Source organism: Paraburkholderia sp. BR14320, assembly GCF_040948665.1.
GTDB classification, from domain to species: Bacteria; Pseudomonadota; Gammaproteobacteria; order Burkholderiales; family Burkholderiaceae; genus Paraburkholderia; species Paraburkholderia youngii.
Genome location: NZ_JBFPKG010000073.1, coordinates 1 through 25,516 on the forward strand (window position 1 = coordinate 1; position 25,516 = coordinate 25,516).

The 25,516-nt window shown below is 63.2% G+C and carries 21 protein-coding genes and 1 pseudogene; 11 read left to right on the plus strand and 11 right to left on the minus strand.

What is annotated here, in order from left to right; genetic code table 11:
* The 5 genes and pseudogenes from AB3X89_RS35960 to AB3X89_RS35980 form a co-directional block, all read left to right on the plus strand.
* Positions 1-375 (plus strand): annotated as a pseudogene (locus AB3X89_RS35960) (biotin-independent malonate decarboxylase subunit beta); the annotation flags it as partial.
* Positions 372-1,187, plus strand: a complete 816-nt coding sequence (gene mdcE / locus AB3X89_RS35965) for a biotin-independent malonate decarboxylase subunit gamma (RefSeq protein WP_368587468.1) — start codon at positions 372-374, stop codon at positions 1,185-1,187. The pseudogene AB3X89_RS35960 and the gene mdcE, both read left to right, overlap by 4 nt.
* Positions 1,187-1,885: a malonate decarboxylase holo-ACP synthase gene (locus tag AB3X89_RS35970; protein WP_368587485.1), complete on the plus strand. Its 699-nt coding sequence runs from the start codon at positions 1,187-1,189 to the stop codon at positions 1,883-1,885. The genes mdcE and AB3X89_RS35970 overlap by 1 nt, the downstream gene beginning before the upstream one ends.
* Entirely contained in the window at positions 1,885-2,817 is a 933-nt protein-coding gene (mdcH, locus tag AB3X89_RS35975) for a malonate decarboxylase subunit epsilon (RefSeq protein WP_368587469.1), read from the plus strand. The genes AB3X89_RS35970 and mdcH overlap by 1 nt, the downstream gene beginning before the upstream one ends.
* Positions 2,818-3,451: 634 nt before the next feature.
* The gene (locus AB3X89_RS35980) at positions 3,452-4,261 is read left to right on the plus strand and encodes a class I SAM-dependent methyltransferase (protein WP_368587470.1); all 810 of its coding nucleotides are present in this window, start codon (positions 3,452-3,454) and stop codon (positions 4,259-4,261) included.
* Positions 4,262-4,281: 20 nt separating this feature from the next.
* On the opposite strand, the gene AB3X89_RS35985 is transcribed toward AB3X89_RS35980, so the two are convergent.
* Entirely contained in the window at positions 4,282-7,038 is a 2,757-nt protein-coding gene (locus tag AB3X89_RS35985) for an HAD-IC family P-type ATPase (RefSeq protein WP_368587471.1), read from the minus strand.
* A 45-nt stretch (positions 7,039-7,083) separates the two neighbouring features.
* Positions 7,084-8,031 carry a polyphosphate kinase 2 family protein gene (locus AB3X89_RS35990; protein ID WP_368587472.1) on the minus strand — a complete coding sequence of 316 codons (948 nt, stop codon included), beginning with the start codon at positions 8,029-8,031 and terminating at the stop codon, positions 7,084-7,086.
* Here AB3X89_RS35990 and AB3X89_RS35995 point away from each other — a divergent pair.
* Positions 8,021-9,343, plus strand: coding sequence for a phosphatase PAP2 family protein (locus tag AB3X89_RS35995; RefSeq protein ID WP_368587473.1), 1,323 nt, complete (start codon positions 8,021-8,023; stop codon positions 9,341-9,343). The two genes, AB3X89_RS35990 and AB3X89_RS35995, sit on opposite strands and share 11 nt — an antisense overlap.
* 109 nt (positions 9,344-9,452) lie before the next feature.
* On the opposite strand, the gene yjfF is transcribed toward AB3X89_RS35995, so the two are convergent.
* From yjfF to AB3X89_RS36020, 5 genes are all read right to left on the minus strand, one after another.
* On the minus strand, positions 9,453-10,550 hold the full coding sequence (gene yjfF / locus AB3X89_RS36000) for a galactofuranose ABC transporter, permease protein YjfF (RefSeq protein ID WP_368587474.1): 1,098 nt from the start codon (positions 10,548-10,550) through the stop codon (positions 9,453-9,455).
* Positions 10,547-11,590 carry an ABC transporter permease gene (locus tag AB3X89_RS36005; protein WP_368587475.1) on the minus strand — a complete coding sequence of 348 codons (1,044 nt, stop codon included), beginning with the start codon at positions 11,588-11,590 and terminating at the stop codon, positions 10,547-10,549. The genes yjfF and AB3X89_RS36005 overlap by 4 nt, the downstream gene beginning before the upstream one ends.
* Positions 11,587-13,227 (minus strand): sugar ABC transporter ATP-binding protein, encoded by a 1,641-nt coding sequence (locus tag AB3X89_RS36010; RefSeq protein ID WP_368587476.1) that lies wholly within the window; start codon positions 13,225-13,227, stop codon positions 11,587-11,589. Before AB3X89_RS36010 ends, AB3X89_RS36005 begins: the two co-directional genes overlap by 4 nt.
* A gap of 254 nt (positions 13,228-13,481) precedes the next feature.
* The gene (locus AB3X89_RS36015; protein WP_368587477.1) at positions 13,482-14,468 is read right to left on the minus strand and encodes an ABC transporter substrate-binding protein; all 987 of its coding nucleotides are present in this window, start codon (positions 14,466-14,468) and stop codon (positions 13,482-13,484) included.
* A gap of 181 nt (positions 14,469-14,649) precedes the next feature.
* On the minus strand, positions 14,650-15,252 hold the full coding sequence (locus AB3X89_RS36020) for an alpha-ketoglutarate-dependent dioxygenase AlkB (protein WP_368587478.1): 603 nt from the start codon (positions 15,250-15,252) through the stop codon (positions 14,650-14,652).
* A 140-nt stretch (positions 15,253-15,392) separates the two neighbouring features.
* On the opposite strand from AB3X89_RS36020, the gene AB3X89_RS36025 reads away from it, so the two are divergent.
* Positions 15,393-15,977 (plus strand): malonic semialdehyde reductase, encoded by a 585-nt coding sequence (locus tag AB3X89_RS36025; protein ID WP_368587479.1) that lies wholly within the window; start codon positions 15,393-15,395, stop codon positions 15,975-15,977.
* Positions 15,978-16,036: 59 nt separating this feature from the next.
* Here AB3X89_RS36025 and AB3X89_RS36030 read toward each other — a convergent pair whose 3' ends face one another.
* The gene (locus AB3X89_RS36030) at positions 16,037-16,384 is read right to left on the minus strand and encodes a hypothetical protein (protein WP_368587480.1); all 348 of its coding nucleotides are present in this window, start codon (positions 16,382-16,384) and stop codon (positions 16,037-16,039) included.
* A gap of 428 nt (positions 16,385-16,812) precedes the next feature.
* Between AB3X89_RS36030 and AB3X89_RS36035 the strand changes: the two genes are divergently transcribed.
* The 3 genes from AB3X89_RS36035 (at position 16,813) to AB3X89_RS36045 (ending at position 19,576) form a co-directional block, all read left to right on the plus strand.
* Entirely contained in the window at positions 16,813-17,976 is a 1,164-nt protein-coding gene (locus tag AB3X89_RS36035; protein ID WP_368587481.1) for a metallophosphoesterase, read from the plus strand.
* Positions 17,977-18,451: 475 nt separating this feature from the next.
* Positions 18,452-19,159 (plus strand): MgtC/SapB family protein, encoded by a 708-nt coding sequence (locus AB3X89_RS36040; RefSeq protein WP_368587482.1) that lies wholly within the window; start codon positions 18,452-18,454, stop codon positions 19,157-19,159.
* Between the two features lie 162 nt (positions 19,160-19,321).
* Complete coding sequence (locus AB3X89_RS36045; protein WP_176105653.1) at positions 19,322-19,576, plus strand: GlsB/YeaQ/YmgE family stress response membrane protein; 255 nt, start codon at positions 19,322-19,324, stop codon at positions 19,574-19,576.
* Positions 19,577-19,688: 112 nt separating this feature from the next.
* Here AB3X89_RS36045 and AB3X89_RS36050 read toward each other — a convergent pair whose 3' ends face one another.
* The 3 genes from AB3X89_RS36050 to AB3X89_RS36060 all read right to left on the minus strand — a co-directional run bounded on the left by AB3X89_RS36050 (position 19,689) and on the right by AB3X89_RS36060 (position 23,943).
* Complete coding sequence (locus AB3X89_RS36050; protein WP_368587486.1) at positions 19,689-21,188, minus strand: acetyl-CoA hydrolase/transferase family protein; 1,500 nt, start codon at positions 21,186-21,188, stop codon at positions 19,689-19,691.
* 178 nt (positions 21,189-21,366) lie between these two features.
* Complete coding sequence (locus tag AB3X89_RS36055; RefSeq protein WP_152853807.1) at positions 21,367-21,585, minus strand: hypothetical protein; 219 nt, start codon at positions 21,583-21,585, stop codon at positions 21,367-21,369.
* 138 nt (positions 21,586-21,723) lie between these two features.
* Positions 21,724-23,943, minus strand: coding sequence for an FUSC family protein (locus tag AB3X89_RS36060; RefSeq protein WP_368587483.1), 2,220 nt, complete (start codon positions 23,941-23,943; stop codon positions 21,724-21,726).
* Between the two features lie 199 nt (positions 23,944-24,142).
* Here AB3X89_RS36060 and AB3X89_RS36065 point away from each other — a divergent pair, with 199 nt between their 5' ends.
* Positions 24,143-25,156 carry a LysR family transcriptional regulator gene (locus AB3X89_RS36065; RefSeq protein ID WP_368587484.1) on the plus strand — a complete coding sequence of 338 codons (1,014 nt, stop codon included), beginning with the start codon at positions 24,143-24,145 and terminating at the stop codon, positions 25,154-25,156.
* The last annotated feature ends 360 nt before the right edge of the window (positions 25,157-25,516 follow it).

A 25,516-nucleotide genomic window follows, 5' to 3' on the forward strand; every position in this document is an offset into this window, starting at 1 on the left:
GCCGCGCTGTGCTCGTATCTGATCGTGACGAAGCAGGGACGGCTCGGCATGAACGGACCCGAAGTGATCGAGCAGGAAGCCGGTATCGAAGAACTCGATGCGAGCGATCGCCGCCGCGTGTGGCAACTGATCGGCGGCGAGCAGCGCGTCGCGAGCGCGCTCGCCGATACCCTCGTCGACGACGATGCCGACGCGGTGCGCGCCGCCGTGCTCGCCGCGTTCGCGCAGGGCGTGCCGGCCGCGCATCGCAGCGAGCAGGTCGACACCTTCCTGCAGCGGCTCGCGCGGATCGATCCGGCGAGCGTCACGCCCGAGACAATGCGTGATGCGTACAACCCGCAGGCGGGCGATATATCGAACAAGGAGCAGCCATGAGCGACACGACACTCACGCGCGGCGCGCGCTGGTTCAACGCACTGGCCGGCGAATCGTCGAGCGCGGCGCCCGTCTGGAGCGGCGATGCGCCGCTCGGCGGCGACACTGCGCGCTTCATCGCGGTCGTGCCCGATGCCGCGAACCGCTTTCCGCGCGCGACCAGCAACGTGGTCGGGCTCGAACAGGGCTGGCAACTCGCGCGCGCGGTGCGCGAAGTCATGGAGGCCGATCGAGGCGCCGGCACGCGCCGCCCGATCGTCGCGATCGTCGACGTGAAAAGCCAGGCGTATGGCTATCGCGAGGAAATGCTCGGCATCCACCTCGCCTGCGCGGCCGCCGTCGACGCCTACGCGAGTGCACGCGACGCCGGGCATCCGGTGATCGCGCTGATCGTCGGTCCGGCGATGTCGGGCGCGTTCCTCGCGCACGGCTATCAGGCGAACCGCATCGTCGCGCTCGATGTGCCCGGCACGATGGTCCATGCGATGGGCAAGGAAGCGGCCGCGCGCGTCACGCGCCGCACGGTCGAAGAACTCGACGAACTCGGCGAGACGATCGTGCCGATGTCGTATTCGATGGCGTCGTTCGGGAAGCTGGGGCTGCTCGATCAGCTGATCGACGGCGTCGACGCCGATGCGCCCGACGCGGCGCAGATCGAGCGCGTGCGCACTGTGCTGGTCGAACAGATCCGCAGCGCGCGCGACGGCGATCGGACGCTCGCGCGTCGGCTGGAATCGGCGGCGGCGCGGCAGACTCGCGCGGCGTCGATCGAGGTGCGGCGGCGCCTTGCCGAACAGTGGGACGCCGTCTGATGCGCGTGTGCGCGGCTGCGCCCTTCCCGACCGCTTGCGCGGCGTCGTGCGACCCGCGCTGGCGGCCGCATGATCTGCTGCGCTTGCGACGGCTCGATGCGCTCGATGACGAACCGGCGTGGCTTCGCGAAGCATTCGAACGCGCACCGTACGCGGTCGTCCGACGCGCGCTCGCCGCCGAAGGTTTCGTCGCGATCGGCGTGCGCGGCGCGGAGCGAGCGCAGCGTTACGGCACGTGGGCGCATGCGGACGAAATCGTCGGCGTCGTATCGCCGGAGTCCCTGGCGCAGGCGCGACCTGATCCCGGACGTGATGCATTGCCTTCTTTCGTTGCGCTGAATTCGTTGCAACGTGACCGGAGCGGTCCGCTTTCTGGATTCGTTTGGGGTCCTTCTGGCAGCACGGGATTCGAACTCGCGACGCACGTTCCCGCCGTTAGCGAAGCCAGCGATCTCGATCTGTTGATCCGTGTGCCCGAACCATTGGCGATGAATGTCGCGGGTGCTTTGCTGGAGCAACTGCAAACTCTCTCAGCGCGTCTTGGTGTACGCATCGATGCACAACTCGAAACGCCCGCCGGCGGCGTCGCGCTCGCGGAGTGGGCTGCGGGCAAGGCGCGCGTGCTGGTCCGCCATGCGAGCGGTCCCCGCTTGATCGCCAATCCGTGGGCCGATGTTGCGCAGGATGGCGCCATCTGATGCTCGCGCTTATCTTCCCCGGGCAGGGTGCGCAAAGCGAAGGCTTTCTGAATCGACTGCCGCGGCCTCGCGCGGTACAGGACACGTTCGCTGAAGCATCGGACACGCTCGGCATCGACGTACTGACGCTCGACTCACCCGACGCTCTGGATTCGACCGTCGCCGTGCAACTGGGCCTGACGATCGCGGGCGTCGCGATCACACGCGCGCTCGCCGATGAAGGATTGGTGGCGCAAATCAGCGCGGGGCTGTCGGTCGGCGCTTATCCGGCAGCGGTCAGTAGCGGCGCGGTGCCGTTTCGCGATGCCTTGATGATGGTGCGGCGGCGCGCCGAACTGATGGAAACCGCTTACCCGTCGGGCTATGGTCTGGCGGCCGTATCCGGCTTGAACGAGCAGCAGGTGGAAACGCTCGTCGCGCAGCAGGCGCAAGAGCTGCGGCAACGCGTGTATGTCGGCAACGTCAATGCGCCGCGCCAGATCGTGATGGCCGGCGCAAACGATGCGCTCGATATGTTCATCGAACGCGCACTTGCGGCCGGCGCGCGCAAGGCCACCCGGCTCGCGGTCAGCGTGCCCTCGCATTGCGACTTGCTCGCGCATGCGAGCGGCGAACTGCTCGCGTACTCGCGCGAGTTGCGTTTTGAAAGACCGCGCGGCATCTATATCGGCAATCGCGGTGGACGGCCGTTGTATACGGCCGACGCGATCCGCGAAGACCTTGCGACGAACATGCGCTACACCGTGCGCTGGTTCGATGCGCTCACCGTGATGCAGGAAATGGGCACGCACGTGCTGGTCGAGGCGCCGCCAGGGCAAGTGTTGACGGATATCGTGAGGGAGCATTTTTCGGAGACCAGCGCGCTGGCTGCCAGTGCATTGCCGTTCGACAGACTGGTCGGGACCGTGCGCAGGCGCCTCGAGCGTGGCTAATGCGGCTGCTCATCAACCTTCCGGTCGACTCGTGAATGTGTCGGCCGCTGAACAACACAAGATTCGCCCCGCTGTCTGCCCGAACGCAACGCCGCCGCGCGTGAATCCATATTTCCGCCCGGATATTTCATTTGCATACCTTGCAGAGCCCATTTAGACCCGGCGGGACGGGTCTCGACCGCATCAACGGGCGCAGAGGGCGCAAAACCATCACAATAAGGCGCGAAACGTGGAGATTCCTGGCCAATTGCGGAGGGACCAACTGCTATCCTTGAAAGAAGTCGACCCGTTCTCGAGCGCACTCCCATGCGCGCGCACTCGGAAAGAGGGATCCATGAGTTGTCCCGCACTATCGCGGCATTTTTTTCTCCGTGGTTCCCTTGCCGGTTTGCCTGCGACACATGTCGCGTGCACCGCCCTCGAACGATAGTTCGGCTACACGAAGCTTTACACAAAACCTGAACCGCAACGCGGTTGGAGCAGCAGGTCTCAGCAAACGCGGTCCATCGGGATTCAAATTCAGACTGATCAACTTCCCGCGAATTTTTCGAGCTGATGTCACACATGTAGCAACAGCCGGCAGTCTGGAAACGAGTTGCGCAGAACTCCGCTTTCGCACCGATATGAGGGAGATATGCATAGACCCATCGACACTGAAACGATTCCGAGCAATGAATTGCAGCAGGTCAGGATGACTTATGCCAAGCTTTGCCAGGACTACCTTGCACATCGCGCCGATGGTGAATACCGGGACTATGTGCAATCGGTTATTGCCAACGACGCCAGTCTCGATCGCCATGTGCGCGCGTTCGAAATTTATGCACCGTATATCAAGCGTGGAATGAAAGTGCTCGACTGGGGATGCCGTCACGCCCCAGATTCGTGCATGCTTCGTACGCTCTACCGGGACATCGAGATATATGGCTGCGACCTATGCAACGATGGACAATTCGCGGAATTCCATCAGTACGCCGGATTATCTTTCGCAGCGCTCGATCATGAATTTCTGCTGCCGTACGAAGACAATCAATTCGATGTAGTGATTGGAAGCGGTGTACTCGAGCACGTGGCTCGCGAACAAAAGAGCATCGATGAGCTATGGCGCGTGCTGAAAGACAACGGTTTGCTGATAATCACATTTTTGCCTAACCGTTTATCGGCAACTGAAAACGCCTGCAGAGTGATGAAGAAGTACACGGGCCATAACCGGCTGTACAGTCTCAGCGACGCGAAGCGCCTGTTCCTCAGGTCGGGATTCGTACTGGAAGAATGCGGCTATCATCAGGTCTTTCCAACGTTCGCAAAAGGCATAAAGGGCGGCGGAGCGCTCAATGCACTGGCCAATATCGGCATGAAGCTGAACCGGCCTTTCGAGCGCATACCAATCGTGAATGCAGTCTCAGCGAATCTGTTTTTCATTCTCCGCCGCGTTCATGAGATGTAGCGGTAGGCCGCCAAGGCGGCCTACCCCGCCGGATCATTGCGCAAGGCCGCGCCGCCCTCCTGTTGCGAAGTCACGAATCCTCTCAATGCGGGGGTGAGTCGGAAGACGAGCTTCTCCAGTTCCACCACGAGGAAGAACAGGACGCCACCAGCAAAGAGCCACCCCCACGCCGACAACGGCAAAGCCTCGGTGTGGAAAACGGCCTGGAACGGGAACGTATAGGTGAACAGAAGCTGCAACACCACGACCCCGGCTATCCCGTACCACAGATGGCGATTGCCCATATGCGCGCGCACGGTCAGTGACGAATCGAGCAGATAGCGGATGTTGAGCAGATAGAACACCTGGCCCAGCGTAATCGCGTTGACCGCGGCCGTGCGCGCCAGATCATCCGACGCGCCGTGCGACTTCATCCAGAAGAAGGTCGATAGCGTATAGAGCACGAGCGCCGCGCCGACGAACAGGATGCGCCAGATGCCGAAACGCGTGACGATCGGCCGGTCGATTGCGCGCGGCGAGCGGCGCATCACGTCGGCCTCGTGCGGCTCGAACGAGATGGTCAGGCCGAGCGCGACCGAAGTCACCATGTTGACCCACAGGATCTGCGGCGCCGTGATCGGCAGCGTGAAGGCGAACAGAATTGCCACCGCGATCACCGCGCCTTGCGCGATGTTGGTCGGCAGCATGAACAGCATCGCCTTCTCGATGTTGTTGTAAACCGTGCGCCCCTCCTTCACCGCCGCGGAAATCGACGCGAAATTGTCGTCGGCGAGGATCATCCCCGCCGCCTCTTTCGTCACCTCGGTACCCTTGATCCCCATCGCGACGCCGATGTCTGCCTTCTTCAGCGCGGGCGCGTCGTTGACGCCGTCGCCCGTCATCGCGACGATCTGCCGATTCGCCTGGATCGCCTTGACGAGCCGCAGCTTGTGCTCGGGACTCGCGCGCGCGAACACGTCGACGCTGCGCACGCATTCCTGCAGCGCCGCGTCGTTCATCGCCTCGATCTCGGTGCCCGACACCGCAGTCTTGCCGTCGCCGATGCCCAGCATTCTTGCGATTGCCGCCGCCGTGATCTTGTGGTCGCCCGTGATCATCGTCACGCGGATGCCCCCGCCGTGGCATTCGCGCACGGCCTCGATCGCCTCTTTGCGCGGCGGGTCCATCAGGCCCACGAGGCCGAGCAATACGAGGGTGCGCGGCAGGTCCTGCGGCCCGAGCGTCCCTGTGCGCAGGCCCGGGTTCGGCAGCCACGCGAGCCCGAGCACGCGCTCGCCTTGCGCGGCGAGCCGGTCGCCCTCTCTTGCGAAATGCTCGCGATCGAGCGGCATCGGCCCTTGCGCCGTCTGCTGCCGGTCGCAATGATCGATGATCACCTCCGGCGCGCCTTTGACCAGCAGCATCTCGCCGTCGGCCGAGCGGTTCAGCGTCGCCATGAACTTGTGCTCGGACTCGAAGGGAATCACGTCGACCCTCGGCGCGGCCGCGGTCTCGGCCGCACGGTCCATCCCCAGCTTGGAGGCGAACGGATAGAGCGCGCCCTCGGTCGGGTCACCCTCCACTTTCCATTTCCCTGCTTCCTCGAAAAGCTCCGCGTCGTTGCACAACAGCGACACGCGGCCCATCAGCTTCAGCACGTCCGGCGCGGCGCCGAGCGGCTTGCCATCGGCGCTGACCTGTCCTTCGCTGGCGTAGCCGTCGCCGGTGACGGAATAGCCCGCTTCCGCCGTCACGGCGGAGGTCACCATCATCTCCATCAGGGTCAGCGTGCCCGTCTTGTCCGAGCAGATGCGCGACACGGCGCCCAGTGTTTCGACCGCCGGCAGGCGGCGAATAATGGCGTTGCGCTGCGCCATCCGCTGCACGCCGATGGCGAGCGTGATGGTGATCAGCGCCGGCAGGCCTTCCGGGATCACCGACACCGCAATCCCCACGATGGCCTGGAACAGCTCGACGAACGTCATGTGTCCGAGCCAATGCCCATAGGAGAACAGCAGCACGCTGACAACGGCGATCACTGCCGTGATCACATAGCCGAATTTCTTGATCTGGCGCAGCAGCGGCGTCTCGAGCGCGCTGACTTCGGCGAGCATCTGGTTGATCCGGCCGAGCTCCGTCTGGCTGCCGGTCGTCACCACGACGCCGGTTGCCCGGCCCGACAGGACCATCGTGCCGCAGAACGCCATGTTCTCGCGGTCGCCGACCGTCGCTTTTGCCGGCACCGGCGCGGTGCTCTTCTCGGCCGGGAGGGATTCGCCCGTGAGAGCCGCTTCTTCCGTGTGCAGATTCCTCGCGTCGACGAGACGCATGTCCGCCGGGATTTTGTCGCCCGATTCCAGTAGCACGATGTCGCCAGGAACAAGTTCATCGGCGGGGATCAAGCGAACCGCTCCGCCACGCATCACACGCGCCTCGGCGGACAGCATGTTGCGAATCGAATCGAGCGCCTTCTCGGCGCGTCCTTCCTGAATGAAGCCGAGCAGCGAGTTGAGAATCACGACGGCCAGAATGACCGTGCCATCGAGCCACAGGCCCATCATGAACTTGATGAAACCGGCCACCAGCAGCACGTAGATCAGGATATTGTGGAACTGCATCAGGAAGCGTACGACCGGCCCTCTCTTCTTGCCCTGCGGCAGGCGGTTCGGCCCATAGGTGGCGAGCCGCCCGGCCGCTTCCGCGGCATCCAGGCCCTGCGCGGGATCGACGTTGAACTGCCGTTCGATGTCACCGGCCGGCATCGCATGCCACGGCGTCGCACTCTCAACTGAGCTCATCCTCGTGTCTCCCGGTTCCAGTGATTTCGGGTCAGGGGGCCGCTCTCAATGATCTGAATCGTCCCCGGGTTGATCGGGTCTCGTCTCGTCCACCACTTCAGCGCCGAGTTCCTCCCTCGCGGCGGCGAGATCCTTCATCTGCTCTGGCGTCGCTTTCGGATAGGCGAGGTCGAGCTTCTCGACGGCCTCGACGATCGCGGCCGCGACGATGAGGCGCGTGAAAGGCTTGTTGTCGGCGGGCACGACGTACCACGGAGCCGCTTCGGAGGCCGTCGCGCGGATGGCCTCTTCATAGGCGCGCATATAGTCGTTCCAGTAGCGACGCTCGCGAACGTCGGATGCGGAAAACTTCCAGTTCTTGTCGGGATTGTCGAGGCGTTCCATGAATCGCTTCTTCTGCTCCCCGTACGACAGGTTCAGATAGAACTTGACTATGACCACGCCCTGCCGCGTCAGATAGTCTTCGAAGCGCGCGATGTCGGCGAGCCGCTCGTCCCATATGTTGTTGCCGACCCGTACCGGCGGAATCTTCTGCGCACGCAGCAGATGCTGATGCACGCGCACCACCAGCGCCTCTTCATAGTACGAGCGGTTGAAAATACCGATGTGCCCGCGCTCGGGCACTTTCCTCGAATAGCGCCAAAGGAAGTCGTGCGAGAGTTCCTCATCCGACGGCTGCTTGAACGAGATGACATCGCACCCTTGCGGATTGACGCGCGACATCACGTGCTTGATCGTCCCATCCTTTCCGGCGGCGTCCATGGCCTGGAATACCAGCAGCACGGCCCAGGAATCCTGCGCGTAGAGGATCTCCTGCTCCATCGCGAGCCATTTCGATCCGCGCTGGAGCAGTTGCTGCGCCTCTTCCTTATGCATTTTGAGTCCCAGCGTCTCGCCGGGATCGAAATTCTTCAGGAAGAAATCTTTGCCGCTCGTGACGCGAAACGGATCGGTGTATGCCCGCAGCGCGTTGAGTATTTCCGTGCGAACCATCGCTTGTTTCCCCACGACATCTGCAATCAGTTGCATCGCAACCGCGGTCGTACTGGTCACAACTCTTTCTGATAATAGGTCACACAAGCGGAAACGTGCTCATCCGCAACGACGCTGCGCATCTGCATCGCGATGGAAAACGCGCGTCTTAATGCTGCAACATTCCGGACATCCGGGCCGGTCGATCACCCCCTGCCGGTCCCGTCGGCCCCAGTCACGACAAGGCCGGCAGACGATAGGCATTACCTGTGCTTGTCCTTTACCGGACCGGACCAACAAAAAACGGACGAGCACGATGTCGAGCCACGAACACGAACACGGGGAACAGCGCGGTAGCGAGCGTTACCTGATCCGATACCTGAGCGGCTGGGCCGTCGTGGCTCTCGTCACCGCGCTCGACGGGTTCTGGGTCGCCGGCAACGGCTACACCGTGCCGGGCGACGGCGTCGCCAATCTCGCGCAAGCCGCCGCAATCTCGATGTTCATCGTGATCGGACTGCTCGCGTTCGCACAACTGCGCCGCTACGCGCCATTGACCCGAACGCTGCGCTGCCGTGAAATGGCAGTCACACTCGCCTGGCTCACCCTGCTGCTGACCTTCGTCGCCGCTTTCGACCTGCTGCAGTACCTGTGCGCAACCGTCGACGCGCCGCTCATCGACGAGCGTCTTCTGGCATTCGACAGCGCCTTCGGCTTTCACTGGCCGCGCGTTTATTCATGGGTGCGCTCGCATCCGGCGCTTCAACACATTCTTGAGATCGCCTACGCAAGCATGCTCGCGCAAGGGCTTGCGATTCCCATCATTCTCGGGCTTGCAGGCCGACGCGACGAACTGTCGGAGTTCGTGCTGCTCTTCATGCTGTCGGGCCTTCTGCTGCTTCTGATTGCGACTCCGCTTCCCGCCTCGAGCGCATTTCTGCATTTCGGCATTGCGGATCCCAACACGTCGGCTACCGTCTCGGACTTTTATCCACTGCGCGACGGCACGCTGCGGACATTCATCATGGTGCCGGCGCAAGGTATGGTGTCGATGCCGTCATTTCACACGACGCTCGGTATTGTCTTTATCTATGCGCTGCGTCGCATCCCGCGGTTATTGCTGTTTGCGGTTCCGCTCAACCTGACGATGATCCTGTCGACGCCGACCCAAGGCGGTCACTATCTCGCTGATGTGATTGCGGGTCTGCTACTCAGTGCGCTTTCGATCGCAGCGCTCAAAGGCTGCATGCACCTGCTGGCGACGCGCAAATCCGCGGATGTCGTCAAGCGCGCCGTCTATTCCGGCGTCGCGCCGATCGATTCGCTTCCCTGATGCGCATAGCCCGGCAGCGCGCGGATCGCGCAAATGTCGCATCGACTGATGGAAAAGCGGCGCCCGGAAGAACGGGGCGCCGCCGTTTGAAACGCTGGAAGGAAGCGCCTTAGCCCGGCGCCCGCCCCAACACCTGCGAATCCGACGATGCCGCCGTCGACGGCTCGTCATGTCCGTGCCCATGCCCCGTCGTCGTGACCGCATTGGTGCCGCCGGGCCGACGCACGGACTTCGCATGCCGCTCGATCAACCGTTGCAGCAAACAGAACGCGCACAGCAGCGCGCCGATCACGATCCGCGTCCACCACGAACTGAGCGTGCCGTCGAACGTAATCAGCGTCTGGATGGTGCCGAGAATGCCGACGCCGAACAGCGAGCCGACCACATAACCGACACCACCGGTCAGCAGCGTGCCGCCGATCACCGTCGCTGCAATCGCATCGAGCTCCATGCCTTGCCCTTGCAGCCCATAACCCGACAGCACATAGAACGTGAACACCGCGCCGCCAAGCGCCGAACAGAAGCCACTCAGCGCATACACGCCGACCCGCGTGCGCGCCACCGGCAGCCCCATCAGCAGCGCCGAGCGCGGATTGCCGCCGACCGCATACACGTTGCGTCCGAAGCGCGTGAAATGGGCGACATAGATCGCGGCCGCCAGCGCCACGAGCGCGATCAGCACGTTCGCCGATACCGAACCGACGCCAACGTTGAGACGGAACGCGGAGATCGCCTTGAACGTCGGATCGGTGATCGTGATCGACTGCGTCGTGATCAGAAAGCACAGGCCACGCGCGAAGAACATCCCCGCCAGCGTCACGATGAACCCCTGCAGGCGGAAGTAGTGAATCAGCGCGCCCTGCACCGCGCCGAACACCGTGCCCATCAACAGCACGAGCGGAATGATCAGCCATACCGACACGTGCATGTGCTCGGACAGCACGGCTGCGACGATCGTCGTCAGCGCGACGATCGAGCCCACCGACAGGTCGATGCCGCCCGACACGATCACGAACGTCATGCCGATCGCGACGATCAGCAGGAACGCGTTGTCGACGAGCAGATCGAGCAGCACCTGCCATGAGAAGAAGCCGGTGTACATCACCGAACCGAAGCCGAAAAGCGCGCAGAACAACAGGACCGTCACCGCGATCGGCAGCGTGCGCGGATCGACCACGCGGGCGAGTGCTTCGAGAAAGCGCGTCATCGTGCCACCCCGCGCGATTTGACCAGCGACGCGCCGAACGACACGGCGAGCGCGCGCGCCGCCGGCGACTGGATCACGCTGACCGCGAGTACGACGGCCGCCTTGACGACGAGCGTCGCTTCCGGCGGCACGCCGATCGAATAGGTCGTGTACGTGAGCGTCTGGATGATCAGCGCACCGAGCACCGTGCCCGCGAAGCTGAAGCGGCCGCCGAGCAGCGACGTGCCGCCGAGCGTCACCGCGAGAATCGCGTCGAGTTCGAGCAGCAGGCCCGCGTTGTTGCCGTCCGCGCTGCGCACGTTCGAACTGATCAGAATGCCGGCCAACGCCGCGGTCAAACCGGAGAAGCTGTACACCGCGAACACGATCGCCTTCGAGCGCAAGCCGACGAGCCGCGTCGCAACCGGGTTCACGCCGATCGCGCGAATGAACAGGCCAAGCGCCGTGCCCTCCACCAAAGCGGCGGTCGCCAGCACGGCTACCGTCGCGATCCATACCGAGCACGGCACGCCGAGCCAGTAGCCGCCGCCGACGAACAGATAGCCGGGCGCGCCGATCGGGATGATCTGCCCGGCGGTCAGAAGTTGCGCGATGCCACGGCCGGCGACCATCAGGATCAGCGTCGCGATGATCGGCTGCATGCCGACGAACGCGACGAGCACCCCGTTCCACATGCCGCTCAAAATGCCGACGACGAGCGCGGCCAACAGCGCCTGCACGATCAGCGCACCGCTCGGCACGGCCTGGGTCGCGAGTATCGTCGCGGCCGCGGCGCCGGCGATCGCGACCACTGCACCGACCGAGATGTCGATGCCGCGCGTCGCGATCACGAGCGTCATGCCGATCGCGACCAGCACGAGCGGCGCCGCGCGATTGAGGATGTCGATCGGCGCGCCGAACAGGTGACCGTCGAGCATGCGCAGCGCGAGAAAATGCGGATTGACCAGCAGGTTCAGTCCGCACAGCAATACCAGCGTCACGCATGGCCACACCAGCGGACGTTCGACGCCGTCGCGCGCGAACCAGTTCGATAGCTTCATTCGCCGCTCCCTGCGATGAGTCGGTAGATGTTGTCTTCGTTCGATGCCTTACCGGCCACCTCGGCGATCTTGCGGCGATCGCGCAGCACCGCGACGCGATGGCTGACGCGCAGCACCTCGCTGATCTCCGACGAGATGAACAGGATGGACAGGCCGTTCGCGCACAACGCGAGCAGCCGGTCCATGATGTCGAACTTGGCGGCGACGTCGATACCGCGGGTCGGCTCGTCGAGGATCAGCAGTTTGGGATCGGTTGCGAGCCAGCGCGCGAGCAGAGCCTTCTGCTGGTTGCCGCCGGACAGGAGCGCGATCGGCTGCTCGGCATCGGACGCCTTGATGCCGAGCCGCTCGATCCACATATCGGCGAGTTCGCGCGCGCGTTGCCGGCTGATCTTGCGCCACCAGCCGCGCCGCGCCTGCAACGCGAGCATGATGTTTTCGCGGATCGACAGCTCGGCGACGATGCCTTCCTTCTTGCGGTCTTCCGCGCAATAGCCGATGCCGTGGCGCACCGCGTCGTGCGGCGTGCGCAGCCGCACGGGACGCCCTTCGACGAGGATCGTGCCGCTGTCCGCGCGATCCGCGCCGAACAGCAGACGCGCGGTTTCGGTGCGCCCCGAGCCGAGCAGTCCCGCGAGGCCGAGTATCTTGCCGGCGTGCACTTCGAGATCGATCGGCTGTAGCGTGCCGCGACGGCCGACGCCGCGCAGTTCGATGAACGGCTGCGTGGCCGTTGCTTCTTCCGGGTGATCGTGCGCGACTTCCTGCAGATCGTCGGCGGCCTGCCCTTCGTGGGCTGCTTCGCGCAGACGCGCGCTCATGCGCTCGTGGCCGACCATCTTCGCGACCAGCTGATCCGCGGACAGATCGCGCGCCAGATATTCGCCTTCGCGCTCGCCGTTGCGCATCACCGTGATGCGATCGGAGATCGCATAGGTCTGTTCGATGAAATGCGTGACGAACAGGATCGCGATGCCCGATCGCTTGAGATGGCGAAGGATTTTGAATAGCTGCGCGACTTCGCTGTCGTCGAGGCTCGAAGTCGGCTCGTCGAGAATCAGCACGCGCGCATCGACGGACAACGCTCGCGCGATCGCGACCATCTGCTGCACGGCGATCGGATAGGCGTCGAGCGAGCGCGTGACGTCGAGCGACACGTCGAGGCGCGCGAGCGCTTCCTGCGCGCGGCGCTTGATGTCGGGCCAGTCGATCGCGCCGAAGCGGCGCGGCTGCCGGCCCGCGAAGATGTTCTCCGCGACCGACAGATTCGGGCACAGGTTCACTTCCTGGTACAGCGTGCGCACGCCGGCCGCCTCGGCTTCCTGCGGCGACGCGAATGCGACCACCTCGCCGCCGAGGCGGATCGTGCCGGCATCGGGTGCGAGCACGCCGGTGAGCACGTTGATCAACGTGGATTTGCCGGCGCCGTTCTGGCCCATCAGCGTATGGACCTCGCCGGGAAACAGGCGGAAGTCGACGTGTTGCAACGCCTTCACGCCCGGAAATGTCTTGCTGACGCCGGAAGTCGCCAGGATCGGTTCGCGCGCGCTCATGTCATTCTGTTGGCTTCGCGCACCCGGTGGCGTGCCGCGCTGCGGCTGGTCCGGCTGAGTCGGTTCGGTAGCGGATTGGGTCATGGACCTCGCTCGATCGGCTATGCATGGTTCGGCAGGCCCCAGCGGCATGCTCCCGCGGACGCAGGCTCCTGAAAAGAGACCGCCCGCTGCAGAAGGAAGCAGCCCGGGCGGTCAGGCACCACTGGAGAAACCTGTTCGATGCGTCCGTACTGCACATCTCCTTCGCGCCGCGGGCCGCGTCGGCCCAGGCGCCTGAACACCGCACACGCCGCGGCACTCGCGCGAGCGATGCCGCGGCGATGTTGCGCGTCGCGTCAGTACTTACGCGACGGCAAAGTTTGCGCAGCGACGCTCATCGGGAAGACAGTCTCCTGAGTCAGGATGCGCTTCGGCAGCGGCTTGCCAGCCACCACGTCTTTCACCGCCGTCATCAGCTGCGGTCCGAGCAGCGGGCTGCACTCGACGTCGACGTTGATCTTGCCAGCGGCCATCGCCTGGAAGCCGCCCTTGGTTGCGTCGAACGAAACCACCACGACGTCCTTGCCCGGATGCATGCCGGCTTCTTCCATCGCCTGGATCGCGCCGAGGGCCATGTCGTCGTTATGAGCATAGACAACGTTGATCTTGTTGCCGTAGGTCTTGATGAACGCTTCCATCACCTGCTTGCCGCCGGCAAGCGTGAAGTCGCCGCTTTGCGACGCGATGATCTTGAACTTCGGATCGCTCTTGATCACTTCGACCAGACCCGCGTGGCGGTCATTCGCCGGCGCGGAGCCGACCGTGCCTTGCAGCTCGGCGATGTTGATCGGGCCTTTATCGTTCTTGTAGTTCTCCGCGAGCCACTTGCCGCCGCGTCGTCCTTCTTCGAGGAAGTCCGAGCCGATCATCGTCACGTACAGCGACGGGTCCTTCACGTCGATGTTGCGGTCGGTCAGGATCACCGGAATCTTCGCGGCCTTGGCTTCGAGCAGCACCGGTTCCCAGCCCGATTCGACGACCGGCGAGAACGCGATAACGTCGACCTTCTGAGCGATATACGAGCGGATCGCCTTGATCTGGTTTTCCTGCTTCTGCTGCCCGTCGGAGAATTTGAGGTTGATACCGGCATCCGCCGCCGCCGACTTCACCGATTCGGTATTCGCGGTGCGCCATGCACTTTCCGCACCGACCTGCGCAAAACCGAGCGTTATTTTCTTGTCCTCGGCATGCGCGCCTGGGGTGGCCAGCGTTAGCACTCCGAGACTCGCGGAAAGCGCGAGCGCGCCCAGAGCGCGACACGCGGCACGTCGTGAATTCGCCATGACAGTCTCCAATCGTTGTTGTGTAGACGACCCAGCGGTCAGCCCGGCCCTCGTGGCCCTCACGGCGCATGGATCGTGATGTAGCGTACTGTGCGACGCGTTAACCGTCCAATCATATGATTCGCGCCCTCGATATCAATTTTGGTATAGCGCGTCGATCAGAGCATTGCCGCTCGCTGAGTCAGGTCGGCGTCACTCTCGGGGTGACCCAGCGAAACGTCAGATTGATGCGCTCGCCGCTCACGCGCGGCTCCTTCGGCACCCGATGACGCCACTGCGCCTGGGTGTCGCCCTTCATCACGAGCAGGCTGCCGCCCTTTAGCGAGAACGATTGCACGACGCCGCTGCGGTTGTGCTGCAGATCGAACCTGCGCGCGACACCGAGACTCACCGACGCGATCACCGGTTGCTTGCCGAGTTCGGGCTCGCGGTCCGCATGCCAGCCCATGCTGTCGGCGCCGCTGCGGTAACGATTCAGCAGCACGCTGTTAAAACGCCCGCCGCTGGTCGCCTCGGCGGCGGCCTTCAGTTCAGCGACGGCGGGCGTCCACGCTTGCGGCACGTTGCGGATACCCGAGTAGACATACACCGCATCCGGCTCGCCCTGCCAGGCGGTCAGACGCGGCAGTGCAACACGGCCGCCAGGCGTGCCCATCATGTCCTGGCGCCATTGCACTTCGTCGATCAGGCGGGCGAGCAGGCGTTCGGCGTCGGCCGGTGCGAGCCAGTCGGGATACCAGTCGACGTCGGGGGTCGGCAGGTCGTTGAAAAGATCGGTGTTCATCGGAATGCCTGGATGCAAGCGGACGAGTAAAAACCTTGGCTATTATGGCGACGACGGCTCACGCGCTGATTCACGCGCATTGCTCTTTCATTCGACGCGGCTCCGCGCGTTCCCGCCATTCTTTTGCAGGGATCACTTCCATGACACTTTCCGATCAGGCGCTCGCACAGCTCTTTCGCGATGCGCGTACGCACAACGGCTGGCAGAACAAACCGATCGACGACGCCGTGCTGCGCGAGTTGATGGAACTCGTCCTGCTCGGCCCGACCTCGGCCAATTCGAGTCCGGGCCGCTTCGTGTTCGTCAGGACGCCGGAGGGCAAGGAGAAACTGCGCCCGGCGCTGTCGGCCGGCAATCTCGAGAAAACGATGGCAGCGCCGGTCACGGTGATCGTCGCCATGGACATGGCCTTCTACGAGCATCTGCCGAAACTGTTTCCGCATGCGGATGCGCGCAGCTGGTTCGTCGGCAACGAGCGGTTGATCGCGGACACGGCGTTTCGGAATTCGACGCTGCAAGGCGGCTATCTGATTCTCGCGGCGCGTGCGCTCGGTCTCGACACCGGGCCGATGTCGGGCTTCGATCAGGCCAAGGTCGACGAAGCGTTCTTTGCAGGTACGACGGTGAAGTCGAACTTCCTGATCAATCTTGGCTATGGCGATCCGTCAAAGCTGTTTCCTCGCAGCCCGCGTTTTTCGTTCGACGAAGCGGCGCGGATAGCGTGACGGTGCGTTGATGATGGATGGCGCGGCGGGTGTCGCGCCACGCGTTGAATCGAATCGCGTCAGGTTAGCAGCGCGATATAAAACACCACGGTGCCGATCAACGCGCCGACGAAGCAGAAGCCCTCTTCGGCTTCGTCGCCATTCGAGCGCAGCCACGCGCCGACCGCGCCGAACAGCCCCGCGATGCCGAGCGCGACGCACACCATCACGACATCGAATAACGCGCTTTTGCCGAGCTCGGAAAAATCGAAGCCGCGCACGGCGATGTAAAGCGCAATCGCCATCAGCGAGATGCCGACGAGCGGCAACATCACATGGCTACCCTCGTATCCGACATGATGCGGATGATGAGCATGATGCACGTCGTCCGCGTGATGCCACAGGTGGCCCGATTTGAGCAGCTTCATGGTGTGCCTCCCCCCGCCGATCTTTCCCGGCGACAGAACCAGTCATGGCCGAAGCGCCCTGCGCTGCCCCGGCAACAAGCTGTTTGCTTTCAAGCATACTCCACACATGAACACAATTCAAAGCCCATTTAATTCGTTTGCATAGGCATTAAATGCGTCGCGCGTGCCCTTGTAAGTATCTGCTGAGCACGGAACGCGCCTGCCCCGGCGAAGCCGTGTCGTGGCTCGTCCCGGCGCCTTCCGGCGGGCGTGCCGTGCGGTGCCGGAGAACGAATTTTGCAGCCACGGCAAGGGACCGAACATGTCGGTAGAATGATTCGCCGCGTTCGCTAACCGTCGCGCACGCAAGCACTGCCCGCCAATGGATCGCCGCCGCGCTGTCGCTGTGATGCCGGCCCTTTGGCCCCCTTCCCGTCCTGATCCTCTTTATGCGACGTTCATCGTTTCTTGTGCGCATCATCCTGATTGGCATCCTGCTGCATATCTACGTTGGTTTGCGCCTGATTCCCGACATGCCGACCGACTCGGCCGGCCGCGGACTGTGCGTGCTGTGGCTCGTGCTGTCGATCTACCTGATCCCGGTCGGCATGATGGCGCGCGGCTTCAAGCGCCAGCCGCTCGGCGACCGGCTCGCATGGGTCGGCCTGCTCGCGATGGGCTTTTTCTCGTCGCTGCTGGTACTGACGTTCGCGCGCGACCTGATGCTGGCGTCGCTGCTGACGATCGACGCGATCTGGCCGAACACGCTTACGATCGCGCATTGGCGCACCGGTTCGGCGGCGGCAGTGCCGCTGCTCGCGCTGCTGTCGACGCTGATCGGCCTGTTCAACGCGCGCCGTCGCGCGCGCGTCGTCACGATCGAAGTACCGATCGACGATCTGCCTGCCGAACTCGCCGGCTTCACGATCGTGCAGATCAGCGACATCCACGTCGGCCCGACGATCAAGGGCCGCTATGTCGACGCGATCGTCGACGCGGTGAACCGGCTCGAGCCGGATCTGATCGCGGTGACGGGCGATGTCGTCGACGGCAGCGTGCCGCAGTTGAGCCGGCATACGCAGCCGCTGTCGCGGCTCGCCGCGCGGCACGGTGCGTTTCTCGTGACCGGCAATCACGAGTACTACTCCGGCGCGAACTCGTGGATCGCCGAATTCCGCCGGCTCGGCTTGCGGGTGCTGCTGAACGAACACGTGATCGTCGATCATGACGGCGCGCGAGCCGTGATCGCCGGCGTCACCGACTACTCGGCCGGTCATCATGACCCCGCGCACCGCAGCGACCCGGTTGCGGCGCTCGCCGGCGCGCCGGGGGACGTGCTGATCAGGGTGCTGCTCGCGCATCAGCCGCGCTCGGCCGAAGCGGCCGCGGCGGCCGGCTTCACGCTGCAGTTGTCGGGTCATACGCACGGTGGTCAGTTCTTTCCGTGGAATTTCTTCGTGCGGCTGCAGCAGCCGTTTACGGCGGGCCTCGCGCGTCTGGACGGACTATGGGTTTATACGAGTCGCGGCACGGGCTATTGGGGACCGCCCAAACGACTCGGCGCGCCTTCGGAGATCACACGCTTGAGACTCGTACCGGGCGAACCCGATTGAACTCAACATTCGCAGTCCGGAGCAATTAATTGCAGCCTTTCAGCATTAGGGCTATGGCAACACTAAATGCACACTCCGTGCCGCTCGCGGCTTGACTGATCTTTGCGCAGCCCCCTAAAATTCGCGCAATTCTTCTAACCGGAATCACGATCTTGGACAGTAGCAGTTGTACGAGCCGAGTATCGATTTGCCCGCTCGCCTGAGCCGCAGGATTTCCGCGTCAGTCTTTTCTGTCGCCGTCCTGCCCTCGGGCTCGATGGCGCACGTCGCTCTCATTTCATTGTCATTCGCGTACTGCCGGTAAAGCACCGCGTGGCGCGTTGCCATGCCGATACCGCACGCTCCGGCCGCTGCACGCGTGTGCGCGCGTATTTCGTCCCGCCCGCATGAATTTGCCCTGCACGAGGTAGACGATCTGATGTTCTCACGCGTAGGCTTCACACTGCGACAGCGCCCACGCCAACCTTTCTGAACGATGACACTCGAATTCTTCCTGCGTCTGATGACCGCTTTTGCTTGCGGCGTCGCGATCGGCCTCGAACGACAGATCCGCCAGCGCACTGCCGGCCTGCGCACGATCACGCTCGTGGCAAGCGGCGCGTGCCTGTTCGTCACGCTCGGCGTGCTGACCGGCAACGGCGTCAGCGGCATTACGCAGATTGCGGCCTATGTGGTGTCCGGCGTCGGCTTTCTTGGCGGCGGCGTCATCATGCGCGACAAGGGCTCGATCCAGGGGATCAACACCGCGGCGACGCTGTGGTGCTCGGCGGCCGTGGGTGTATTGAGCGGCGCGGGACATTACGGACCGGCGCTCGCCGGCACCGCGGTCGTGCTGCTGGCCAACACCGTACTGCGTGAAGTGAGCCGGATGATCAACCAGACGCCGGTTTCAAACGCCGACCTCGTGCGCGAGTACGTGCTGACGATCGTCTGCCGCGAAGCCGACGAGATCCACATTCGCACCGCGATTTCCAACTCGATGTACTCGGCGCCGCTGTCGTTCCAGAGCCTGACGAGCGAGGATGTCGAGGACGAGCCGGCGCGCATTCGCGTGACGGCGACGCTGACGATGCATCCGAAAGATCAATCGAAGCTCGAACAGCTGGCGAGCCGCCTGAGCATGGAAAAGAGCGTGTCCAGCGTCAGTTGGACCGCGCGGGAAGCGGAACCGACACCCGAGTGAAGCGCTGTGCGCAAGTCTCCTCTGTTCGCGCGCATCGTCTACACTTAGCTTGCAGCAGATTCAGATAGTGTCAATTCCGCGTCCTGAACGCGGACCGTCCCATAACCTTCGACTAAGCTCTGTCACCGTGATTTGTTCACACTCAACCAGGGAGTCTCGAATATGGAACACGGCATCATTGCATGGCTCATCATCGGCGCGATCGCTGGCTGGCTCGCGGGCGTATTGGTCAAGGGTGGCGGCTTCGGCCTGATCGTCGACATCATCGTCGGGATCATCGGGGCGTTCATCGGCGGCTGGCTCGCGGGCGTGCTGCATATCTCTATTGGCAGCGGCTGGATCGCCTCGATCATCACCGCGGTGATCGGCGCGGTCATTCTGCTGTTTATTATCCGGCTCGTGCGACGAGGCTCCTGAGCGCAGCGTCCGATTTCATCAAGCGCCAGCGGGCTCGTGCCGCTGGCGCTTTTTTGTTGCCTGTTTCTGCTGTGTTGATCGCAGCGATTGCGGGTGCCGCGGGCGTTGCAGATCAGCCCGGCAGCATCGAGCCCGTCTCGCGCAGCCGCGTATGCCATGCAAATGCCTGATCGAGGCAATGCGGCGTCTGCCCTCCCCAACGCAACGCATCGCGGTAGTAGTCGCGCAACAGTTCGCGATACCGCGGGTGTACGCAATGCTCGATGATCAGCGTCGCACGTTCGCGCGGCGCGAGGCCGCGCAGATCGGCGAGACCTTGCTCGGTGACGACGACGTCGACGTCGTGTTCGTTGTGGTCGCAATGCGGCACCATCGGCACGATGCTCGAAATGCGGTCGCCTTTCGCGGTCGACTTGGTCGCGAACACCGCGCACGACGCATTGCGCGCAAAGTCGCCCGAGCCGCCAATGCCGTTCATCATGTGCGTGCCGCCGACATGCGTCGAATTGACGTTACCGTAGATATCGAATTCGAGCGCGGTATTGAGCGCGATCAGACCGAGCCGCCGAATCACCTCCGGATGGTTGCTGACTTCCTGCGGACGCAGCACGAGCCGGTCGCGATAACGCTCGATATCGCCGAACACCTGCGCCTGCCGCGCGGCCGACAGCGTGATCGACGCGCCGGACGCAAACGCGACCTTGCCGGCGTCCATCAGATCGAACGTCGAATCCTGCAAGACTTCTGAATAGATTTCGAACACATCGAAAGGCGAATCGACGAAGCCCGCCAGCACCGCGTTGGCGATCGTACCGATACCGGCCTGCAGCGGCGGCAACTGCTTCGGCATACGGCCACGCGTGACTTCGTGCTGGAAAAATTCGATCAGGTGTCCGGCGATCAACGCGGTTTCCCGATCCGCGGGGAGCACCGTGGACGGGCTGTCGGCCATGTCCGTGATCACGATCGCCGCGATTTTCTCGGGCGGAACCTCGATAGCGGGAGTGCCGACGCGATCCTGCGCGCGCACGATCGGCAGCGGCTCGCGATGAGGCCGGCGCCCCGGAATCCAGATGTCGTGCAAGCCTTCGAGCTCGAGCGGCTGCGCAAGATTGATCTCGACGATGACCTTGTCCGCGAGAATCGCGAAGCTGGCCGAATTGCCGACTGAAGTTGTCGGCACGATACCGCCGCTCTCCGTGATCGCGGCGGCTTCGATGATCGCGACATCGAGCTTGCCGAGCTGGTTCGCGCGCAGCATCTCGACGGTCTCGGACAGATGCTGGTCGACGAACATCACTTCGCCACGATTGATTGCGTCGCGCAGCGTCTTGTCCACCTGAAACGGCAGACGGCGCGCGAGCACGTGCGCCTCGGTCAGCATGCGGTCGACGTCATGACCGAGCGAGGCGCCCGTCATCAGCGTGATGCGCAGCGGCTCGCCCAACTGGCGCGCACGCTCGGCAAGCGCGACCGGCACCGCCTTCGCGTCGCCCGCGCGCGTGAAGCCGCTTGCGCCAACGCGCATGCCGTCGTGAATCAGAAGCGCCGCGTCGGCGGCCGTGGTGATTTTTTCGCGCAGCGCGGCGCAGCGAATTCGGTCTTCGTACATGAAAGGGAGTCTCTCCATAGTCGCCAGCTCCGTCTACTGGTGCGCACGTCTGCGGTGTGCTTCGCTCAATAGGCGGTTGCCGCACCCGCTGCGGCGTCTCGATCGGACGGCGTCGCGAGCAGGTGTTGGGTCGCGTGACAGGGTCCGCGACAGGTTGTTGCGCGTGAAGCAGCCGGACTCAGCTGCCGAAGAAGATGTTGCAGAAGCTCATCGGGCCAACGCATTCGTCGGCTTTCGCTTTCGGCGCTTCCGCATGCTTGCGCGCGGCACCCTTATCGGCGCGCTGGCTATCCGCCTGCGCAACCTGCTGGTCCGGCGCGGCCGGCGCCGTCTGTGCATAGGCGGCGGCAGCGGTGGACAAAGAACAGGCGATCAGGACCAACTTCAACACTTTCATCTCACTCTCCAGGACTTACGGCTACTGCGACCACTACTGCGAAGCAGTGACGCAACTATATGACCGTCACCTAAGCGGATTAACGGGGCCGCCTGGAAGGGATCTTTCCATCTGGCAGAAAGATCCACGAAGCATGGCTCAGCGACGATTGAACGGCGCGTCTTTGTCGAGCAACGCGCTACGAATAAAGTGCAGACAGCTCAGGATGCGCTGCAAGTCGTGACGCCGGTCGCGCTCGGCATGCACGATCCGCAGCATGTCCTGCGCGAGCCAGGTTGCCGAGCGCACGGCGACCAGTGCGCGTTCGAGCGAACCGGGATCGGGGCGTTCGAAGAGCCGGGCGAGATCGTCGCAGGTGTGTTCGATCACGCTGCGCCAGCGCGGCTGAAGCATGTCGGCATATTCGGCGCGCGCGGCTTCGTTGCGCAGGTCGATGACGGCGTGACCTACTTCGATCGTCGCGAGCATCCAGCGAAGCGCGTCGCGCCGTCGTCGCGAGCGGTGTGTCAGCAGCACGCGCAGTTGTGAAGTCAGATCGTGCGTGCCCGCCTGGAAACGTCGGTTCAGACCCGGCAGGGCCTCCTTGCATGCCGATACCGTTTGCGCTCTCAGGTCGCCCATGATCCGGTCGATCAGCCAGCGCATATCGGCGGGAAAGACCACCGCGAATCCAACTGCCGCGAGCAACATCGACGCGGTCAGCGCGATGCCGTTGTTGATCAGCAGATCAGGCACGTAGCTGACGATGTTATCCGGCCCGGCCAGCAGACAGAAGAACACCGAAAAGCCGATGCCGAACCCCGACGCGCCGCGACGTGTCGCGATGAATGCGCCTAGTGCGAGCACCGGCGCGAGTGCCGCGCAAAGCAGCGGGAAACCATCGATGTTGGGATACACGTAGCACATGAACACGTAGCCTGTCAGCGTCGCGAGCACCGCGCCGATCGCCATCTGCATGGCCATCCTGGTAGCGCTTGGCGCGGTGGACGTCAACGCACAGACCAGCGTTGCGCCGATCACGGCAAGGCCGCCGCTCGGCCAGTTGGTCGCGATCCAGAACGCGCCGGCGATCCCGATGACGACAGCCGAGCGCAGAAACGTGAACAATACGGCGAAGTGGTTTGTGCGGCTGACAGGTCTGCTCGGGGAGTGGCTCCTTTGTGGGCTCGAGCTGCGTCGCAGGCTTTGCTGCGGGCTTTCTGTTTTGCGCCACAAGCTTGAATACGTTTGCGAATAATTCATCCATTCGCCCACGAATCGATACAGCAATTCGGCTGCCGTGTCGAAGTCCGCAAGCGATTCCGCGGACGCGGCTTCGAGTGGCCGCCTCGTTTCACGTACCCGGCGTGGCAGGTTCGCTCGAAAGAGCCGCAGATCGGCTGCTGCGTGGGAGGCTTCGACGCCTGCTTCAACTTGTGCTTGTGCTTCGAACAAGGCTCCCAGTTCGTCGAGGTATGGATCGATGGCCGCGAGTATCGACACTGCGCCGCTCGCCCGCAACCGTTTGAGCAACTGATTTAGCGCATGCAGACGCGCGCATGCATCCATGAATTCGCTATTCAGACGCGCCAGATGCGCACTGCGCGAGCGCATCGCCGGGTCTTCGAATGCGACGAACGTACGCGTTGCTTCGAAGCCGGCGATTTCGTCGACGAAGTCCGCAAAACGCCGTTCGAACTGATGGCGCTCGAGCCCGCCCGCGAACACATCGACAGCAAAGGCAGTAAAATTCGCGTACCTGACCTGAAGGTTACGTCGTAGCGCAAGGCTCGAGCGCTGCGGCAGCAGCAATGCGCTGACCGCGCTCGAACACACGATGCCAACCGCCACTTCCGCCGCGCGCGCGAGTGCGGCGAGGAACAGTCCCTCGGGCGTCATCACGTTCGGAATGCCGATCAGCGCGGCGGTGTAACCCGCGAGCACGAAACCGTACCATCTGAAATGCCGATACCGGACCGCCGCAGCAATACAGGCGCTCACCCATGCGATCATGCCGAGCATGTACAGTTCGGGCTGCTGGGCGAACAGCCCGCCGAGCACGAGCGCGGCCACGGTCCCTCCCGCAGTTCCGAGAATCCGGTAGAAGCTCTTCGCGAGCACCATGCCGCTGAACGGTTGCATCAACACGAAAACCGTGGTCATCGCAATGCGCGGCTGCTGCAGATCGAGCAGCATCGCGATGCCCAGCGCCAGCAGACCGGCGGTTACCGTCTTCAGCAGATGAAGCCAGGTCAGACCGTCGCTGCTGGCCCAGTCGCGCACGACCCGATTGAGTTTGGCTCGACCGAGTCGTCGCCGCATGACACCGCGCGGACCGAATAAATCCGACGACGGCTCGATCGCATGATCGGGTTTCATCTGAAAACAGTGCACCCCTCGTGGTCGCTGAGAGAGCCTCCGGGCAGAATCACTGACACCGACAGGCGAGGCGCCGATTGTAGGAGTCCCCGTTGCACGCATTAAGACGACGAGTGCAAAACATCTGTTCTAGAACGGACAACAATAGTGCCTCGGGACTGACGGAAAATATGACCTTGGTCATGAAACAGAAGATTTGATGGACACGCTACAAAATATGCGAGTGTTCGTGCGCGTGGTTGAAGCCGGTAGCTTCACCGCGGCCGCGCAATCGCTCAATTCAACGACCGGCGCGATGTCTCGCGCGGTCTCGGAACTTGAAGCACATCTGCGCACGCGCCTGCTGAATCGATCGACGCGTCGGCTTGCGTTGACCACCGCCGGCGAGCGCTATCTGAAGCGATCGCAGCAGATCCTCGCGGATGTGGATATTGCGGAAGAAGAAGCCAGTTGCGCACACGAGCGACCAACCGGCGCGCTGCGCATGCATAGCTTTGCGAGCATCGGCCAGCACTACGTACTGCCGGCTATTTCGCGTTATCGCGAGCTTTATCCTGATGTGACCGTCGAGTTGACGCTGTCACAGCGCATGCCCGATCTGTTCGAAGGCAGCGCCGATGTGGCCGTGATCGGCGCATCGATGCTGCCGAATTCGGACCTCGTGTCGTTTCCGTTGGGGACGACGTTCAGCATCCTGTGCGCATCGCCGGCTTACGTGCGCGCGCACGGCGCGCCCCAACAACCGGCTGACCTTGCGCATCACGAATGTCTGATCCTTCATACGCCGGCGTTCCCGCCACATGAATGGACGCTCGACGGCCCGAACGGCAGTGAGTTGATGGAAGTCGATGGACCCGTGCATGTGAACATCGCCGAATCGCTGATTGTGGCGATCCGCGAAGGCATGGGCATCGGCATGGTGCCGCTCTACGCAGCCATTTCCGGGTTACGCGATGGCACGTTGGTGCGCGTTTTGCCGGAATATACGCTGCAGAAGACGACTGTTTATGCGCTCTATCCGTCGCGCAAATTCATCGATGCAAAGACTCGCACGTGGGTCGAATTCTTGCGCTCGCATCTGCCCAAGGTGATCGCGCGCGACGAAGCGTTGCTTGCCGAGGTCGGGCAAATGGGATGCGTGGATGACCCAGTGCAGATGGGTAGAGTTGTCGTCCCCGTCACTCAGGATATGCGGACACCGTTAGGTCTGTGAACTCGCTGCAGCACGCCTGAACTCGCGCGGCTAGCGGTATTTCAGGGCTCGGTGCGGGTGGCGCTCGTTGAAGTGTTCAAAACACGAGAGCACCCTTGGCGCGTCAGGCTTGGCCATATGGGCGACGTAATGGTCGCCGTCGATAAACAGGCTGCTTTCGCCAGTGGACGGCAACGGCTTCCGGCCACGCTTATTGTTTGCTCTCGGTCGAGGATCTTGCTTTTGATTTCGGTCGCGTAAACGCAAAAACCCCACCGCTGGGGGTGGGGTTTCTGGCTTGTGGGGGAGCCTGACGATTACCTACTTTCACACGGGCAATCCGCACTATCATCGGCGTGGAGTCGTTTCACGGTCCTGTTC